We start from the raw sequence: 15,008 nt of genomic DNA on the forward strand, positions 1-15,008 counted from the left end.
CGCTGCCGGCTGACACACAGGCCTTTTCGCGCAGCGCTGCTTCCTCTAGCTAGAGAGCCGGAGAAACCGGAACAACGGCAAGGGGCGACATGGACGACATCTTCATCGGCGCTAAAGATGATGCAAGCTCGGCGCAGGCCCTTGTTCTGCGCCGGGCGAACCGCCACGGCCTGATCGCAGGCGCAACCGGCACCGGCAAAAGCGTGTCGCTTCAGGTGTTGGCGGAAGGCTTCAGCAAGGTCGGGGTTCCGGTCTTCCTGTCAGACGTCAAGGGCGACCTGTCGGGCATCTCGATGCCCGGCTCTCCTACTTCGAAACTGCACGAGGCGTTCCAGTCGCGGGCGGCAAAGATCGGCCTGCAGAACTACGGCTATGCCGATACCCCGGCTGTGTTCTGGGATCTGTTCGGCGAACAGGGCCACCCCATCCGCACGACCATATCGGAAATGGGCCCGCTGCTGCTGGCGCGCCTGCTGGGGCTGAACGAAACCCAGGAAGGCGTGCTGAACATCGCCTTCAAGGTGGCCGACGATCAGGGCCTGCTGCTGCTCGACCTGAAAGACCTGAAGCAGATGCTGGTCTGGTGCGGCGAGAATGCGAAAGACATCGCGGTAAACTATGGCAACGTCACGGCCGCCTCGATCGGCGCAATCCAGCGACAGTTGCTGGCGCTGGAATCACAGGGAGGGGACCGGTTTTTCGGCGAACCCGCGCTGGCGATGACCGACATGATCCGCACCAGCGAAGACGGGCGCGGACAGGTGAACGTGCTGGCCGCCGACAAGCTGATGTCCAGCCCGAAGCTTTATGCGACGTTCCTGCTGTGGATGCTGGCGGAACTGTTCGAGGAACTGCCGGAAGTCGGCGATCCCGACAAACCGAAGCTGGTGTTCTTTTTCGACGAAGCACACCTGCTGTTCGACGAGGCGCCGAAAGCTCTTCTCGAAAAGGTGGAACAGGTTGTCCGCCTGATCCGGTCGAAGGGGGTCGGCGTCTATTTCATCACCCAGAACCCGATCGACGTGCCGGACACCATTGCCGGGCAGCTGGGCAACCGCCTCCAGCATGCCCTGCGCGCGTTCACGCCGCGTGACCAGAAGGCGGTGAAGGCGGCGGCAACCACCTTCCGGCCCAACCCGAAAGTGAACGTCGAGCAGGAAATCACCGAGTTGAAGACCGGCGAGGCGCTGGTGTCGTTGCTGATGGAGGATGGTGCGCCCTCCCCCGTCGAGCGCGTACTTATCCGACCGCCTTCATCGCGCGTGGGGCCGATCACGCCCGAAGAACGCAAGGTGCTGGTGACATCATCGCCGCTGGCTGGGAAATATGAATCGGCCGTTGATCGCCAGTCCGCGTTCGAAATCCTGTCGCAGAAGGTGCAGGCCGCGCAGCAGGAAAAGGATACGGTGCGCGCCGAGGCCGACGCGCGCAAACAGCAGGCGCAGCAAGCCAAGGATAACGCAGCGGCCGAACGGGCCTACCGCAATTCCACGATGGGCAAGGTGGAAAAAGTGGCCGTCGCCACTGCAACCGCCGTTGCAGTGCAGGCAGGCCGCACAATCATGCGGGGCCTGCTGGGAAGCCTGTTCCGCAAACGCTGAGAGAATGCACGGGAGCCACCCACGGCGGGTGGCGCCGGTTTCCCAGTATCAGTTCCCGTTGGGGATCGTCACCCGCGCCAGATCGGCGTTACGGGTGCTTGCCGGCGCATCCAGCAGTTCGCGCAGGAACACTCCCTTGTCGACGACTGCCGTGCCCACGCCTTCGCCACGATCGTCGGCAGTGTTGCGGACGCCGGCATCGGCCTTGGTTGCCTTCGCATCCGACAGCAGGCGATTCTCGATCTCGGAACGCGGCGGAAGCTGCACACCGGGGCCGAACAGTGCTTCCAGCGCCTGCTGCTGGCTGTCGCTGGGGATGGGGCGCGGAGAGCCGGGGCGCGGCGGCACCAGCGCATAATCCGGCGGGATCACCAGCGGCGCCTGCTTGCCGACAGCGAACTCGTCGGGGCGCTTGCGGTCGGCGATGTCGTTGCTCTTGCAACCGGCAAGGACCACGACGGAGGTGGCGAGAAGGATCAGGCTACGCATCTGTCATTTTCTCCGTCTGGCCGCCTGAACGGCCGATGAGCGCGCGAACGATCAGAATCGCAACGCCAAGGGTGATTGCCGCATCCGCGACGTTGAACACATAAAAGGACCGGTCGCCCACGTGCAAATGCACGAAATCCACGACATAGCCAAGGCGCACACGATCGACGATGTTGCCAAGCGCGCCGCCCAGCACCAACCCCAGCGCCACCGCCTCGGGCAGCGCCCGTTCACGGCGGATCCAGACGCCGACCACCAGCGCGATCAGCCCGGTCATGCCCACCAGCAGCCATCGCCCGACTTCGGTATCGGCTGTCAGCAACCCCATGGAAACGCCACGGTTTTCAACCCACGTCAGCGACAGGAAGGGCCAGACGGCAACAGTGCCCTGTTCCTGCAGGCGGACGATCTCGACGATCCAGTATTTCACCAGTTGATCGACGACGAACACGATCGCGGCGAGGCCATAGCCGATGCGGAGCATCACGGCTGCCCCTGAACGACTGCGTCGCAACGGGCGCACAACTGGCTTGCCTGCGCAACATCGGGCACATGACGCCAGCAGCGGGCGCAGCGCGGCGCCGACGATACCCTTGCCTCCACCTGCGGCTCGCCTTCAGCCTCGATCACTTCGACCGACGAAATGATGCAAAGCTGGGCGAAATCGACCGAATGAACGGCCTCGGCGTCGGCCCTGCCCAGATACAGGCGAACCGCAACTTCGTTCGACGAACCGACCTCCTTGCCCCGGCGCATCGGTTCTATCGCCTGTGTGATAAGGGCGCGCAACGCACGCAGGCGATCAAAGCGCGTTTCCAGCGCCTCGTCGCGCCAGTTGCCGGGGATTGCGGCATAGGTACCGTGATGAACCGATGTCGCCGCTCCGTGCCGCTGTTCGTGCGCTTCCTCGGAGGTGAACACCAGCACCGGCGCAAGCCATGCGTTGATGGCGTCGAACAGGATTGCCAGCGCAGTCCGATAGGCACGGCGGCTGGGGTCAGCCTTGTCGTCGCAATAGAGGCTGTCTTTACGCACATCGAAAAAGAACGCCGACAAGTCACTGTTTACGAACGACAGAATGTCAGACGTATAGCGATTATAGGCATGCACTTCCAACGCCGCCTTCAGCTCTCCGTCGAGCGACGCGAGCCTTGAAAGAATATAGCGCTCGAGTTCCGGCATGTCGGCAACCGGCACCGCTTCGGCTTCGTCGTAGCCGTTCAGCGCACCCAACAGATAGCGCAGCGTGTTCCGCAGCTTGCGATAGCTGTCGATCGCGGTTTGCAGCATCGCCTTGCCCAGACGGACATCCTCGGTGAAGTCGACGCTGGCGCACCAGAGGCGGAGCACGTCGGCGCCGCTGTCCTCAATCAGTTTCACCGGATCGATCACGTTGCCAAGCGACTTCGACATCTTCCGGCCGCGCTCGTCCAGCGTGAAACCATGGGTGAGGACCGCCTTGTAGGGCCCCCTCCCCCGCGTCCCGCAGGATTCCAGGAGCGACGACTGAAACCAGCCGCGATGCTGGTCCGAGCCTTCGAGATAGAGGTCCGCCTGTTGCGCCTTGAGCCGCGCCTCGGTCACGAAGGCATGGGTAGAGCCGGAATCGAACCAGACGTCCAGAATGTCGGTCACCTGCTCGTAGTCGTCGGCGTGATAGCCGCTGCCCAGAAGCTGTTGCGGTTCCGAAGTCCACCACGCGTCGGCGCCGCCTTGCCGGATGGCGTCGGCGATCCGTTCATTCACGCCGCGATCCTGCAGATAGTCGCCCGTGCCCTTCTTCACGAAGATGGTGATCGGCACCCCCCACGCGCGCTGCCGCGAGAGCACCCAGTCAGGACGCCCCTCTACCATGGCGCGGATGCGGTTTTCACCCTGCGCCGGGAACCAGCGTGTTTCGCTGATCGCCCGCAATGCCCGGCCGCGAAGCGTCGTGCCGTCGCCAAGATCGCGGTCCATCGCCACGAACCATTGCGGCGTGCAGCGATAGATCAGCTTCGCCTTCGACCGCCACGAGTGCGGATAGCTGTGCCGATAGTCGGCGGAAGCCGCCATCAGCGCCCCGGCGTCGGCAAGCGCCGTGCACACCGGGCCATCGGGCGCATTCACCTTATAGACGTGCTGCCCGCCCACCACCGGCCAGTCGGCCGCATAGGTGCCATCGGGGCCGACGACGAACAGCGCGTCGATGCCGTTTGCCTTGCACAGGAAGAAGTCATCCTCGCCATGGTCGGGCGCCATGTGGACGAGTCCGGTGCCGCTGTCGGTGGTGACGAAATCGCCGGCGAGCAACGGGCGCGGCTCGGCGAAAAAGCCGCCCAGATGGTGCAGCGGGTGGCGTGCGACCGCCCCCGCCAGCGCCGTGCCAGGCACCACCGGTCCGTCGCGCAGCGCAAGGCCGGTGCGCTGCGCCCACCCCTCGCGCAGATCGCCGGCCAGCAGCAGTTTGCGGCCATCGTCGAGGTGGCAGAGCCGGTATTCGATGTCGGTCCCATAGGCGAGGCCACGGTTGAGCGGCAGCGTCCATGGCGTCGTCGTCCAGATGACGGCATAGGCGCCGATCAGGTCCGGCGCGTTCGGCGCGTCGGTGATCTCGAACGCGACGTCGATCTGGGTCGAGGTGATGTCTTCATACTCGACTTCGGCTTCGGCCAGCGCGGTCTGTTCGACGGGCGACCACATCACCGGCTTTGCCCCGCGATATAGCTGCCCTGTTTCGGCAAACTTCATCAGTTCAGTCGCGATAACCGCTTCCGACTGAAAGTCCATGGTAAGGTAGGGATTTTCCCAGTCACCCCAGATTCCAAGACGCTTAAGCTGGCCGCGCTGCACATCCACCCAGTGCGCCGCATATTCGCGGCACTGGCGGCGGAACGCGATCGGGTCGATTTCGCCCTTCTTCAGCCCCTTCTGGCGATTGAGCTCTTCGACCCGCCATTCGATCGGCAGTCCGTGGCAGTCCCAGCCGGGAACATAGGGGCTGTCGAATCCCAGCATGCTGCGCGTGCGCACCACGAAATCCTTGAGGATGTGGTTCATCGCATGGCCCAGATGCATGTCGCCGTTCGCGTATGGCGGGCCATCGTGCAGAATCCAGCGTGGCGCGCCGGTGCGCAATTCGCGCAGACGCTCGTGCGCCGAGGTTTCCTTCCACCGGGCAAGAAGCCTTGGTTCGGTGGCGCTAAGCCCTGCCTTCATCGGAAATCCGGTATCGGGCAGGAATACGGTCTGGCGGTAATCTGCCGCCTTTGCATCGTCGGTCATGGGCGCCACGCTTTAGAGCATCTGCCTCCTCTTGCAAGCCACGCAGATGTGCAAATGCCAATCAGAACCATTTTCAGTCAACATATTGGTTTTACTTGATTTTGATAAAAAAAGGATTAGATTGCGCAGGAAATTTCAGTTTGAAGGATAGTGCCATGAAGGGTGACAAAAAGGTCATCGAATATCTGAACGCCGTGCTGAAGGGCGAACTGACGGCGATCAATCAATATTTTCTGCACTATCGGATGCTGGACAACTGGGGTCTCAGCAAGCTCGCCAAGTATGAATACCACGAGTCGATCGACGAGATGAAACACGCCGACAAGCTGGTGGAGCGGATCCTGTTCCTCGACGGTCTGCCCAACCTGCAAACGCTGAATCGGCTTCGCATCGGCGAAAATGTGCAGGAAATCATCCAGGCCGACCTCGACCTAGAGAATGACGCACTGAATCTGCTGAAGGAAGCCATTCCCTACTGCGAGTCCATTCGTGATTTCGGCACGCGCGAACTGCTGGCCGACATCCTCGAGGACGAGGAAGGCCACATCGACTTCCTGGAAAAGCAGCAGCAGATGATCAAGGATCAGGGCCTGCAGAACTATATCCAGCTACAAAGCGAATCCGCCGGAAGCTGAACAACGTCAGGGGCGCGGCAAGCCGGTTTTCGGGTCAGTCCTCGCCGAACTTGTCGCGCACCAGTGCCGAAAGCGCATCGACGGCGGCAGCGGCGTCGGCGCCTTCGGCGCGCACGGCAATGCAGTCTCCGGGGGCGGCGGCCAGCATCATCAGCCCCATGATCGAAGTGCCGACCACGTCGGCGCCATCTTTCGATACCGTGACGACTGCGCTGAACTGGCTTGCCAGCGTGACGAACCTTGCGCTGGCGCGCGCATGCAGCCCGCGTCGATTGCGGATTTCAAGCACGATCGGCCCCGCCGTTCCGGTCGCGTCGGTCAGGCGGCTTCTCCGAGCAGGCGGCTGGCGACGCTGATGTATTTGCGCCCTGCTTCCTGCGCCAGATCGACCGCCTCGCCGACGGCCTTCGCCTTGCGGACGCTGGCAAGCTTGATCAGCATCGGCAGGTTCACCCCGGCGATCACCTCGAGATTCGGGCGCCCGAGCATCGAAATCGCCAGATTCGACGGCGTGCCGCCGAACATGTCGGTCAGCAGGATCGCGCCATGGCCGGTGTCGACTGCGACAGCCGCACGCTCGATCTCGGCGCGCTTTTCTTCCATGTCGTCGTTTGCTTCGATGCAGACTGCAAGGCAGTGCTCCTGCGGGCCGACGACATGTTCCATCGCAGCGATGAACTCGGTCGCCAGCCGGCCATGGGTCACAAGCACCAAGCCGATCATTGCATTCCTTTCTCTTCGCCCACCGCTCCGTCGGAGGACCCGTTCGCAATATCGCGGTGGACGATCCTGTTCGACCACCCCTTCCCGGCCAGTGCCTCGCCCGCAGCCTGCGCCACCGCCACCGACCGATGGCGGCCGCCGGTGCAGCCGAAGGCTACAGTAAGATAGGCCCTGCCCTCTTTGGCATAGCCCGGCATCAACAGCGTTAGAAGCCCCAGCATCGCGTCGAACGCCGGCTGAAAGGCAGGGTCCGACATGACATGGTCACGCACCGGCGCATCAAGGCCGGTTCCCAGCCGCAGTTCCGGCACCCAGTGCGGGTTGGCAAGGAAACGCATGTCGAACACCAGATCTGCGTCGCGCGGGATTCCGCGTGCATAGCCGAAGCTCATCAGGGTCAGCGTCAGCCGCCTGGCGTCCGGCTGTCCGAACCGGGCGGCTACGGCGCGCCGCAAGTCGTTGGTGGAAAGGCCGGTCGTATCGATCAGCACATCGGCGATGCGCCGCAGCCCGTCCAGAAGCTCGCGTTCGAGCGCGATTCCGTCGCCGGCCGGGCGCTCCATCGCCAGCGGGTGCCGACGTCGCGTTTCGGAAAAACGGCGGATCAGTTCAGGCCCCGAACAGTCCAGATACAGGATACGGATCGCCCGGCCCATTGCCGCGCTAGCCTTGGCCGCTTCCAGCACCCGCCGTGTCGAGAACGCACGCGTCCTGACGTCGATCCCGATCGCCAACCGCTCGTGCACATCAAGGCGCAACAGCGGCTCCAGCAGCGATAGCGGCAGGTTGTCGACTGCCTCGTAGCCAAGGTCTTCCAATGCCTTGAGCGCGGTTGTTTTCCCGGCACCCGAAAGCCCCGTCACCAGAATGACTGGCGACTCCTGCTCATCCTGCGGGCCGTTCGCATCCGACATGGGCGCCACCTTAGCCCGCCCCAAGCAGATGTGCCAATGCCCACTCCACCTTGATCGGGGCCGACGCCTCGAAGGCATCCAGCGCCAGCAATGGCAGCGACACGCCTTGCAGCAGATGCACGTCCGGTTCGGGCAACCGATCCGGCCTGCGCACAAGGTCGACCACCAGCCGCGCCACAGTCGTATCGACAATCGGCCGCGCCAGAATCCCCACCCCGCGAACTTCGATCAACCCGGCGATCGTCGGCGGCGCCGACAGGTGCAGTTCGGCCCCGGCGCGGCGCACCAGCACCCGATCATCCGCAACCAGCGTTGCGCCACGATCGATAAGGCGCATCGCCAGATCGGATTTGCCGCTGCCCGATGGCCCGACCAGCAGAACGCCCGCGCCCCGGATATCGACCGCTGTCGCATGGATGGGGCCTGCCATCTTCGGTCAGGCCGCCGGCAGCGAAACAACAAACATCGCGCCTGCCTTGCCATCCGGCCGATCGGTTACGCTGATATCGCCGTCCAGCGCCTCGACGATCGCGCGCGCGATCGAAAGCCCAAGGCCGCTGTGCCTGCCATAATCCTCGTGGTCCGGGCGCTCGGAATAAAAGCGTTCGAAGATGGCGTCGCGCGCTTCGCCCGGAACGCCGGGGCCTTCGTCCTCGACCTGCACGATCACCAGTCCGTGCCGCACCACCAGCGAGATCCGGATCACACCGCCGGCCGGGGAAAAGCTGGCCGCATTGTCGATCAGGTTCACGAACACCTGCGCCAGCCGGTCACCGTCGGCGATCACCAGAGCCGGGCGCTTGTGGGCAAGCACGGTTTCGATGGTCACGCCGTTTTCCAGTGGGCCGGTCGCCGTCTGCGCCGCAACCAGCCCCTCGATCAGCCGGCCCACATCCACTGGTTGCAACCGCGCGCGCGACAATTCAGCATCCAGCCGGGATGCCGCGGAAATGTCGGTGATCAGCCGGTCGATACGGCGAACATCGTCGGCGATCAGGTTGAAAAGCTGTGCGCGCCCTTCCTCGTCGCGGACGCTGCCAAGTGCCTCAACCGCACTGCGGATGCTGGCAAGCGGGTTCTTCAATTCATGCGCGACATCGGCCGCAAAGGATTCCGTCGCGTCGATCCTCTGACGCAGGGCCGCCGTCATGTCGGCAAGAGCGCGCGCCAGTCCGCCGATCTCGTCGCGGCGATGCGGCAGGCGCGGCACGACGACATCACGCTGCCGCCCCAGCCGCACACGATGCGCCGCAAGCGCAAGCTGGCGCAGCGGCACCACGATCGTGCGCCCAAGATAGAGGCTGAGGATGAGGCTGGAACCAAGCACCACCAGAAAGACCAGAAACGAAGTCATGCGCTCGCGACGGACCAGATCGACGACATCCGGCGTGTCGACCGTCAGCAGCACGACCGCATGCTGCCCGCCGGGTGCTGCCGCGCCAACCGGCACCGCCGCCTGCAACACCACCAGCCGGTTCGCAGTCTGCCGCACTTCTGTCCCGGCCTTTCCAGTGCGCGCTGCGGCATGGACTTCGGGCCAGACCTTCTGCTCGCGGTCGGCCTTTGCATCGAATGGCAGGCGTTCCGGCTGGCCGATCAGGAAGTCGACAATCCGGTCGATGGCGATGGCGCTCTGGCGGCGGAATCCCGCCGTCGTCGGGTCGACCAGCCGAAAGCGCTGATTTTCCGGATTGTCCCAGTTGTCGGCGATCAGTGCGCCCTCGGCATCGTAAAGGCGTACATGCGTTCCGCGCCAACTGGTGATGCCCAGAATCGAGGCTTGCTGCGCTTCACGGGTTTCGATCGCAAGAAAGTGCGCCATCACCTCGCCCTGCGCCAGCAGTTCCTGCTCGCGGGTCTCCAGCAGCCGGGCACGGAAACTTTCGATGTAGAACAGGGCACCTGCAAGCGCGAGAATCGCAACCAGATTGACCATCAGAATGCGCGTGACGAGCGAGCGAAAACCGGCAAAGCGCGGCGTCGACGCAGCCCTGCGCCGCGCCCGTTCGATTTCGTGCGCGGAAGCGCCGCTGTTCATCGCGGTCAGCGGTCCTCCAGATCGAAGCGGTAGCCGACACCATATAATGTCTCGATGGCCTTGAACGACGGATCCGCTACACGAAACTTCTTACGCAACCGCTTGATATGGCTATCGATCGTACGTTCATCGACATAGCTGTCATGCGCATAGGCCACGTCCATCAACTGGTCGCGCGATTTCACGAACCCCGGCCGCTGCGCCAGCGCGTCGAGGATCAGAAACTCGGTCACCGTCAGCGCCACATCGCGCCCGCCCCAGCGGACGCGATGGCGCGCCGGATCCATCTCCAGCTTGCCGCGCACGATCGGTTCGGCTGCCTCCGTCGGCTCGGCGCCGGTGTCGCGGCGGCTGGCTGTCCGGCGCAGAACGGCCCGGATACGCTCGATCAGCAGGCGCTGCGAGAACGGCTTGCCGATATAGTCGTCGGCGCCCATCGCCAGCCCCAGCGCCTCGTCGATCTCGGTGTCTTTGGAAGTCAGCATGATCACCGGCAGGTCGGATTGTTCGCGCAGGCGGCGCAGCATCTCCAGCCCGTCCATGCGCGGCATCTTGATATCGGCCACCACCAGATCGGGCGGGTTTTCAAGGCAACCTTTCAGACCGGCCGCGCCATCGGCATAGATCCGCGTTACGAATCCTTCGGCCTGCAACGCCAGACTGACCGAGGTAAGAATGTTGCGGTCATCGTCGACGAGGGCGATCGTCGGGGCGTGGTCCGTAGTCAAGCAGTCATCCTATCTCGGGCACGGTGCGTCATGCGGCCGAGGTATAGCTGCTAACGGTGGCTGTTCCAAAGCTTGATCTTCTGGCACCTTCACAGAAGCCTATGCATTGGATTAAGGGGGCGGCGCACGACATATGCGGCTGCTGCATGGCTGCCGTGAACGACATCCAGCGCGCTCCTCCCCGTCCGGGCGGAGCAGGACAAATCTTGGAGGGTTTTTACTTTGGCAAAAGCAACGCGCACCAGCCTCGACGCACAGGGCTTCGCGACCAAGGCGAAACAGCACTGGAATCTGGGCACTGCCCCTCTCGTCGAGATGGCCGTAAATCGCGGCGAAGGCCTGCTGTCGAGGGATGGCGCATTCGTGGTGGAAACCGGCGTGCACACGGGGCGTTCCGCCAACGACAAATTCACCGTCAAGGATGCGGGCACCGAAAACAGCATCTGGTGGGGCAAGTCCAACAAGCCGATGGAACCGGCGCACTTCGCCGCGCTGAAGGCAGACTTTCTGGCCGCGCTTGCCGACAAGGAAACCCTGTTCGTGCAGGATCTGTTCGGCGGATCGCAGGCCGAACACCGCGTGAACGTCCGCGTCGTCACGGAATATGCGTGGCATTCGCTGTTTATCCGCACCATGCTGGTGCGCCCGACTGCGGCTGAACTCGATGCGTTTGCGCCGGAATACACCATCATCAACCTGCCCAGCTTCCGCGCCGACCCGGCGCGCCACGGCTGCCGGTCGGAAACCGTGATTGCCGTCAACTTCGCCGAAAAACTGATCCTGATCGGCGGCACCCGCTATGCCGGCGAAATGAAGAAGTCGGTGTTCGGCATCCTGAATTACCTGCTGCCGATACAGGGCGTGATGCCGATGCACTGCTCGGCCAACATCGGCCCGAACGGTGACACTGCGGTGTTCTTCGGCCTGTCTGGCACCGGTAAAACGACGCTTTCCGCCGATGCGTCGCGCACGCTGATCGGCGACGACGAACATGGCTGGTCGGACACGGCAGTCTTCAACTTCGAAGGCGGCTGCTATGCCAAGATGATCCGCCTGTCGCCAACCGCTGAACCGGAAATCTTTGCCACGACCAAGCGTTTCGGCACGGTGCTGGAAAACGTGGTCATTGATCCCGCAACGCGCGAAATCGACCTCGACGACAACCGGCTGGCGGAAAACAGCCGTGGTTCCTATCCGATCGATTTCATCCCCAACGCCAGCGCCGACAATCTTGGCCCGGTGCCAAAGAACGTCATCATGCTGACGGCCGATGCCTTCGGCGTGCTGCCGCCGATCGCCAGGCTTTCGCCCGATCAGGCGATGTATCACTTCCTGTCGGGCTATACCGCGCGCGTTGCCGGCACGGAAATCGGCGTGACCGAACCCGACGCCACCTTCTCGACATGCTTTGGTGCGCCGTTCATGCCGCGCCACCCGTCGGTCTATGGGAACCTGCTGAAAGAACGCATCGCCAAGGGCGGCGTCGATTGCTGGCTGGTCAACACCGGCTGGACCGGCGGCAAATATGGCACCGGCAGCCGGATGCCGATCAAGGTCACGCGCGCGCTGCTGAACGCGGCCCTCGATGGCAGCCTGAAGAATGTCGCGTTCCGCAAGGATCCCTTCTTTGGATTCGATGTGCCGGTGCATGTGCCCGGCGTTGACGACAGCATCCTGAACCCGCGCAGCACCTGGCCAACGCCTGAAGGCTATGACCAGACGGCGCGCGCGCTGGTCGGCATGTTCGTGGAAAACTTTGCCCAGTTCGAAGCACATGTCGAACAGGGCGTGCGCGACGCCGCCCCCAAGGCGGCCTGACCGGACCACGCAAGCCCCTGCCGGACTCACAAATCCGGCAGGGGCTTGCCGTTTGCCGGGCGGGGTTGCAATCGGTGGCAATGATCCGAAATCGGTTTCGATGACTAACGCCCCGTTCCATCGCCGCCAAAGCCGCGAAGCGCGATGACGCGCGCCCGGCGCAGCAATGATTGGGGCTTCCCGCGCTGGCGCCCCTACAACAGGGGCAATTCCGCCCCGCAGGCGCAGCGCCTGTGCGACCGGCATGGCTGCACGATGCCGGGTAACTGCCCTGCCCCCAAAGCACCAAACCGCCCCGAGCGCTGGTGGTTCTGCGAGGAGCACGCCGCCGAGTATAATCGCGGCTGGAACTATTTCGACGCCCTGTCGGCCGAAGATGCCGCCGCCCATGAGGCCGACGACCACCGCGCGCAAAGCGGCTACAGCCACGCGCGCCACTGGGAATGGGGCGAAGGCGATGGCTCGCGGTCGCGGGCGGAACTGGATGCGCTGCGGCTGTTCGAACTGCCACCCGACGCCGACGAAGCCGCGATCAAGGCGGCGCACCGGCGCATGGCCAAAGAAAACCATCCCGACACAAATCCCGGAAACCAGCAGGCTGCCGAACGTTTCCGTGCAGTTCAAGCCGCTTACGAGGTGTTGCGGCAGGCAGCAAAACGCCGGGAAGCCAGTGGCGCCTGATAATAGATAGTTAACAAACTACGTTTACTTTCTTTGAATATTGTGTGCAGCCTGATGTCGCAGCACCCTCCCCCATGCCGGGTTGTCGGACCCGGTCAACAGGAGGCAATCATGACTATGCGTTTGTTTACGGCTGCGGCCTTTGCCGCCGCCGCACTTGCGGCCATGCCCGCGACTGCGGCCGATCTGAACGTCACCGGCGCAGGCATCTACAACTATGCCGGCGTATCCTCGACCGGTTCGCCGGCGATCAACACGACCGGCGGTGTGTTCCGCCTGACCGGCACCGGCACTACTGGTTCGTTCGACTTCGACGCCTTCTGCGTCGACCTGGGGCATACCATCAGCGCCGGATTCGGTTCGCAGAACAGTGTGAACCTGCACTATAATTTCGCCCAACTGACGACCGATGGCTACGGCAATCCGCTGACCTCGTCGCAGGTCAAGCAGATGAAGGGGCTGGCAACACTTGGGTTCAGCTATGTCGGTGATCCCACCAAGTCGAACGACATCGCAGCGATCCAGGCAGCGATCTGGCAGATCGAACACCCCGGTGCGGTGTTCGCATCCAGCAACGGCGCCGTGAATGCGCTGATCTCGACCTATGTGGCGATGGCGCCAGGCCTGACCGGCAACGCCCGCTACATCGTCTCGGTCGACCAGCCGCAGTCGCAGGGAATGTTCGTTCCCGGTGTGCCGGAACCCGCCACATGGGCGATGCTGATCACCGGCTTCGGGTTGGTTGGCTTTGCTGTCAGGCGCAAACCGACGCTGCAACAGGTCAGCGCCTGATTTCCAACACCGGGGCGGCTGCCGGAAAGGTGGCCGCCCTGCCTTTTTGCCGTCCCCCCCTTCCCCTGTCGGCGCAGGTCCGGCATGGGGCGCGGCATGGATGATTTCGACAACCTGATCGAAGGGTATCGCCGCTTTCGCCTTGGCCCCTACCGCGAGCAGCGCGAACGCTATGACAGGCTGGCGCAGGGCCAATCGCCTCAGGTCATGGTCATCTCGTGCTCGGACAGCCGGGTCGACCCGACGCGGGTTTTCGATTCCGAACCGGGGCAGATGTTCGTCCTGCGCAACATCGCCAATCTGGTGCCGCCTTATTCTGCGATTTCGGGCCAGTCCAGCGTGGCTGCCGCGCTGGAATATGCAGTCACCATGGCATATGTTCCGCACATCCTGATCTTTGGCCACGCGCAATGCGGCGGCATCGCGGCTGCACTGGCTGGTGATTTCGACAAGCCGGTTGCGGGCAAGCATGTGCATGCGTGGATGGAATTTATTTCACCCGCGCGCGACACGGTAAAAGCTGCCTGCGCGCTGTCGCAGGATATCGACGCCCACCGCGCACTGGAACAGGCCAATGTGCGCACCGGCATCGCCAATCTTCGAACCTATCCGTTCGTCGCCGCCGCCGAAGCCGAAGGCAAGCTGTTCCTGCACGGCGCCATCTTCGACATCGCCGACGGCACACTCAAGGTACTGGATGAAAAATCCGGGCAGTTTCAGGCCATTCCACTGGATCTCTGAGTTGCAATGGAGGGTGCGCAACCGTTGCGCACCCGCTCCCGAAACCAGCCGCCTGCCTGTCCTCAGATATGCAGGGCGCGCCCATAAGCATCCAGCACGCTTTCGTGCATCATTTCCGAAAGCGTCGGATGCGGGAAGATCGTCGCCATCAGCTCGGCTTCGGTTGCTTCGCACTGGCGCGCGATCGCATAGCCCTGGATCAGTTCAGTGACTTCAGCGCCAACCATGTGGGCGCCGATCAGCGCGCCTGACTTGGCGTCGAACACAGTCTTGATGAACCCCTCGGTTTCGCCAAGCGCGATCGCCTTGCCGTTACCGACATAGGGGAAGCGGCCCACCTTCACCTCATGGCCCGCCGCCTTGGCCTTCGCCTCGGTAAGGCCGACCGAGGCCACCTGCGGGCGGCTGTATGTGCAGCCGGGAATGTTCGACTTGTCCATCGGATGGGCGTGCAGCGCACCGGCGATGCGTTCCACCGCCACGATTCCTTCGTGGCTAGCCTTGTGGGCAAGCCACGGAGCACCGGTCACGTCGCCGATCGCGTAAAGGCCGGGCACGTTGGTCTCGCACCATTCGTTGGTGAC

Annotated in this window: 16 protein-coding genes; 6 read left to right on the forward strand and 10 right to left on the reverse strand. The window is 63.4% G+C overall.

Features of this window, described 5'->3' with window-relative positions:
• Window positions 1-89 precede the first annotated feature (89 nt).
• Window positions 90-1,601 carry a helicase HerA-like domain-containing protein gene (locus AC16JP_RS04525; RefSeq protein WP_484339412.1) on the forward strand — a complete coding sequence of 504 codons (1,512 nt, stop codon included), beginning with the start codon at window positions 90-92 and terminating at the stop codon, window positions 1,599-1,601.
• Window positions 1,602-1,649: 48 nt separating this feature from the next.
• On the opposite strand, the gene AC16JP_RS04530 is transcribed toward AC16JP_RS04525, so the two are convergent.
• From AC16JP_RS04530 to ileS, 3 genes are read right to left on the reverse strand one after another with little or no spacing between them, the layout of a single operon-like run.
• Window positions 1,650-2,090, reverse strand: a complete 441-nt coding sequence (locus AC16JP_RS04530; RefSeq protein ID WP_484339413.1) for a DUF3035 domain-containing protein — start codon at window positions 2,088-2,090, stop codon at window positions 1,650-1,652.
• Window positions 2,083-2,574, reverse strand: coding sequence for a signal peptidase II (gene lspA, locus AC16JP_RS04535; RefSeq protein ID WP_484339427.1), 492 nt, complete (start codon window positions 2,572-2,574; stop codon window positions 2,083-2,085). Before lspA ends, AC16JP_RS04530 begins: the two co-directional genes overlap by 8 nt.
• A complete protein-coding gene (gene ileS / locus AC16JP_RS04540; protein WP_484339414.1) occupies window positions 2,574-5,354 on the reverse strand; it encodes an isoleucine--tRNA ligase in 2,781 nt (926 codons plus the stop codon). Before ileS ends, lspA begins: the two co-directional genes overlap by 1 nt.
• 155 nt (window positions 5,355-5,509) lie before the next feature.
• Here ileS and bfr point away from each other — a divergent pair, with 155 nt between their 5' ends.
• Entirely contained in the window at window positions 5,510-5,989 is a 480-nt protein-coding gene (gene bfr / locus AC16JP_RS04545) for a bacterioferritin (RefSeq protein WP_484339415.1), read from the forward strand.
• Between the two features lie 34 nt (window positions 5,990-6,023).
• Here the strand turns inward: bfr and AC16JP_RS04550 are convergent, their stop codons facing one another.
• From AC16JP_RS04550 to AC16JP_RS04575, 6 genes are read right to left on the reverse strand one after another with little or no spacing between them, the layout of a single operon-like run.
• A complete protein-coding gene (locus AC16JP_RS04550) occupies window positions 6,024-6,278 on the reverse strand; it encodes an HPr family phosphocarrier protein (RefSeq protein WP_484339416.1) in 255 nt (84 codons plus the stop codon).
• A 29-nt stretch (window positions 6,279-6,307) separates the two neighbouring features.
• Window positions 6,308-6,712, reverse strand: a complete 405-nt coding sequence (locus tag AC16JP_RS04555; RefSeq protein ID WP_484339417.1) for a PTS sugar transporter subunit IIA — start codon at window positions 6,710-6,712, stop codon at window positions 6,308-6,310.
• Window positions 6,709-7,626: an RNase adapter RapZ gene (gene rapZ, locus AC16JP_RS04560; protein WP_484339418.1), complete on the reverse strand. Its 918-nt coding sequence runs from the start codon at window positions 7,624-7,626 to the stop codon at window positions 6,709-6,711. The genes AC16JP_RS04555 and rapZ overlap by 4 nt, the downstream gene beginning before the upstream one ends.
• Window positions 7,627-7,636: 10 nt before the next feature.
• The gene (locus AC16JP_RS04565) at window positions 7,637-8,056 is read right to left on the reverse strand and encodes an HPr kinase/phosphorylase (RefSeq protein WP_484339419.1); all 420 of its coding nucleotides are present in this window, start codon (window positions 8,054-8,056) and stop codon (window positions 7,637-7,639) included.
• A 6-nt stretch (window positions 8,057-8,062) separates the two neighbouring features.
• Window positions 8,063-9,664, reverse strand: coding sequence for a sensor histidine kinase (locus AC16JP_RS04570; protein WP_484339420.1), 1,602 nt, complete (start codon window positions 9,662-9,664; stop codon window positions 8,063-8,065).
• 5 nt (window positions 9,665-9,669) lie between these two features.
• A complete protein-coding gene (locus tag AC16JP_RS04575; RefSeq protein ID WP_484339421.1) occupies window positions 9,670-10,392 on the reverse strand; it encodes a response regulator transcription factor in 723 nt (240 codons plus the stop codon).
• Window positions 10,393-10,614: 222 nt separating this feature from the next.
• Here AC16JP_RS04575 and AC16JP_RS04580 point away from each other — a divergent pair, with 222 nt between their 5' ends.
• The 4 genes from AC16JP_RS04580 to AC16JP_RS04595 all read left to right on the forward strand — a co-directional run bounded on the left by AC16JP_RS04580 (window position 10,615) and on the right by AC16JP_RS04595 (window position 14,424).
• The gene (locus tag AC16JP_RS04580; protein WP_484339422.1) at window positions 10,615-12,210 is read left to right on the forward strand and encodes a phosphoenolpyruvate carboxykinase; all 1,596 of its coding nucleotides are present in this window, start codon (window positions 10,615-10,617) and stop codon (window positions 12,208-12,210) included.
• Between the two features lie 144 nt (window positions 12,211-12,354).
• Window positions 12,355-12,891, forward strand: a complete 537-nt coding sequence (locus AC16JP_RS04585; RefSeq protein WP_484339423.1) for a J domain-containing protein — start codon at window positions 12,355-12,357, stop codon at window positions 12,889-12,891.
• Window positions 12,892-13,002: 111 nt separating this feature from the next.
• Complete coding sequence (locus tag AC16JP_RS04590) at window positions 13,003-13,683, forward strand: PEPxxWA-CTERM sorting domain-containing protein (RefSeq protein ID WP_484339424.1); 681 nt, start codon at window positions 13,003-13,005, stop codon at window positions 13,681-13,683.
• A 96-nt stretch (window positions 13,684-13,779) separates the two neighbouring features.
• Complete coding sequence (locus tag AC16JP_RS04595; protein WP_484339425.1) at window positions 13,780-14,424, forward strand: carbonic anhydrase; 645 nt, start codon at window positions 13,780-13,782, stop codon at window positions 14,422-14,424.
• Between the two features lie 62 nt (window positions 14,425-14,486).
• Here the strand turns inward: AC16JP_RS04595 and AC16JP_RS04600 are convergent.
• Window positions 14,487-15,008: FAD-dependent oxidoreductase (locus AC16JP_RS04600; RefSeq protein ID WP_484339426.1), on the reverse strand; the 522-nt coding region annotated here is incomplete at its 5' end.

This window comes from Sandaracinobacteroides sp. (genome assembly GCF_057137845.1).

Excerpts from the sequence above, each read along its gene's own strand:
- AC16JP_RS04585 (WP_484339423.1), top strand. The coding sequence starts at position 12,355 with ATGACGCGCGCCCGGCGCAGCAATGATTGGGGCTTCCCGCGCTGGCGC.
- lspA (WP_484339427.1), bottom strand. The coding sequence starts at position 2,574 with ATGCTCCGCATCGGCTATGGCCTCGCCGCGATCGTGTTCGTCGTCGAT.
- bfr (WP_484339415.1), top strand. The coding sequence starts at position 5,510 with ATGAAGGGTGACAAAAAGGTCATCGAATATCTGAACGCCGTGCTGAAG.
- AC16JP_RS04555 (WP_484339417.1), bottom strand. The coding sequence starts at position 6,712 with ATGATCGGCTTGGTGCTTGTGACCCATGGCCGGCTGGCGACCGAGTTC.
- AC16JP_RS04590 (WP_484339424.1), top strand. The coding sequence starts at position 13,003 with ATGACTATGCGTTTGTTTACGGCTGCGGCCTTTGCCGCCGCCGCACTT.
- ileS (WP_484339414.1), bottom strand. The coding sequence starts at position 5,354 with ATGACCGACGATGCAAAGGCGGCAGATTACCGCCAGACCGTATTCCTG.
- AC16JP_RS04525 (WP_484339412.1), top strand. The coding sequence starts at position 90 with ATGGACGACATCTTCATCGGCGCTAAAGATGATGCAAGCTCGGCGCAG.
- AC16JP_RS04595 (WP_484339425.1), top strand. The coding sequence starts at position 13,780 with ATGGATGATTTCGACAACCTGATCGAAGGGTATCGCCGCTTTCGCCTT.
- AC16JP_RS04530 (WP_484339413.1), bottom strand. The coding sequence starts at position 2,090 with ATGCGTAGCCTGATCCTTCTCGCCACCTCCGTCGTGGTCCTTGCCGGT.
- rapZ (WP_484339418.1), bottom strand. The coding sequence starts at position 7,626 with ATGTCGGATGCGAACGGCCCGCAGGATGAGCAGGAGTCGCCAGTCATT.
- AC16JP_RS04565 (WP_484339419.1), bottom strand. The coding sequence starts at position 8,056 with ATGGCAGGCCCCATCCATGCGACAGCGGTCGATATCCGGGGCGCGGGC.
- AC16JP_RS04570 (WP_484339420.1), bottom strand. The coding sequence starts at position 9,664 with ATGAACAGCGGCGCTTCCGCGCACGAAATCGAACGGGCGCGGCGCAGG.